Genomic DNA, 1,217 nt, shown 5'->3' on the forward strand with positions numbered 1-1,217 from the left:
CATCGGTGTATTAATTGCTATGCGCTCAAAGTGGATCTATGAAGAAGAGCAAAAGCGAGAACCAAACCAGGATCTAATACGACAGTGGGAGAGTGAACAAGATACGTTTCACGATGAGTTAAATGACCTGCTGATCGATGATGATGACAAGATAGAGCGTGTGTTGAATGAATATGCGCCTATTGTAAAAGCACATATGACCAGTTAAGGGGAAAAGCATGTTAACTAAGCAGTACGTGCTTCCTAAAGAGTTACACGATAGTATCTTTAAACGCCGAATTGAAAAAAAATACATCTCCAACAGTAAAGAGCAAGAGAAACCGCTGGCCATTATCACGGGTGGTCAACCAGGCTCTGGAAAGTCTGGTATTACCTCAAAAGCAAAAGAGGAACTGAAAACCCAGGGCGGTCATATCCTTGTTGATGCTGATATTCTCAGGAAACAACACCCTAGCTACTATGACTTGCTAAAAAAAGATGATATTCAAGCAGCGAACTTAACACACCAAGATGCTAGCCAATGGGCAGTAAAGCTCATTATGTCAGCGGTAGAAAACCGCAGAAACCTGATCATTGATCAGACATCAAAGGATCTAGCAGCTTTTAAGCAGTTAGCAACAGGGTTAAAGCAAGCGGGATATACCGTTGAATTTCGAGCCATGGCCGTTAATGAGCAGGTGAGTGAACAGCGTATTTATACCCGTTATGAAGAACAGAAAAAACAAAATGGTTTTGGTCGGTTTTCAACGAAAGATAAGCATGATCAAGCCTATAAAGGCTTAGCTAACGTAGTTGAACACACTGAAGCCCTCAAACTGGTAGATAAGAGCACCTTGTATAACAAGGACCATAAGGCCGTTTACACAAATCAGCTAGAAGATGACCAATGGAGAATTGGGCCTCAAGCATCACAGCTACTGAAGTATGAACGTGATCGCCAAATGACGCTTAAGGAACTGTCAGAACTTCAAAATAATTACACTAAATTAAAGTCGCTTATTGAAACACCTGAGCGTCATGCAACACCTGCAGAAGTCAGCAATATCAATAAACGACTTGAGGAAGCTACACAAAAAATAAATGAAAATGTTGCCAGTCAGTCCAAGTCAAAAACGCATAAAATATAAGTATTTTCGAGATAGCCTGGAAGCACTATCCACTATCACCGCTTTTACTCACATTTTGTTGGTTTTGAATAATAGAAAATAATCGTATGG

At 40.4% G+C, this 1,217-nt stretch carries 2 protein-coding genes; both read left to right on the forward strand.

Annotation, left to right across the window (positions count from 1 at the left end):
- On the forward strand, positions 1-208 hold a 208-nt coding region (locus F607_RS35060; RefSeq protein WP_027710502.1), incomplete at its 5' end, for a hypothetical protein.
- A gap of 10 nt (positions 209-218) precedes the next feature.
- Positions 219-1,127 (forward strand): zeta toxin family protein, encoded by a 909-nt coding sequence (locus F607_RS32330; RefSeq protein WP_051311898.1) that lies wholly within the window; start codon positions 219-221, stop codon positions 1,125-1,127.
- Positions 1,128-1,217: the final 90 nt, after the last annotated feature.

It is taken from the genome of Zooshikella ganghwensis DSM 15267, from assembly GCF_000428585.1.
GTDB classification, from domain to species: domain Bacteria; phylum Pseudomonadota; class Gammaproteobacteria; order Pseudomonadales; family Zooshikellaceae; genus Zooshikella; species Zooshikella ganghwensis.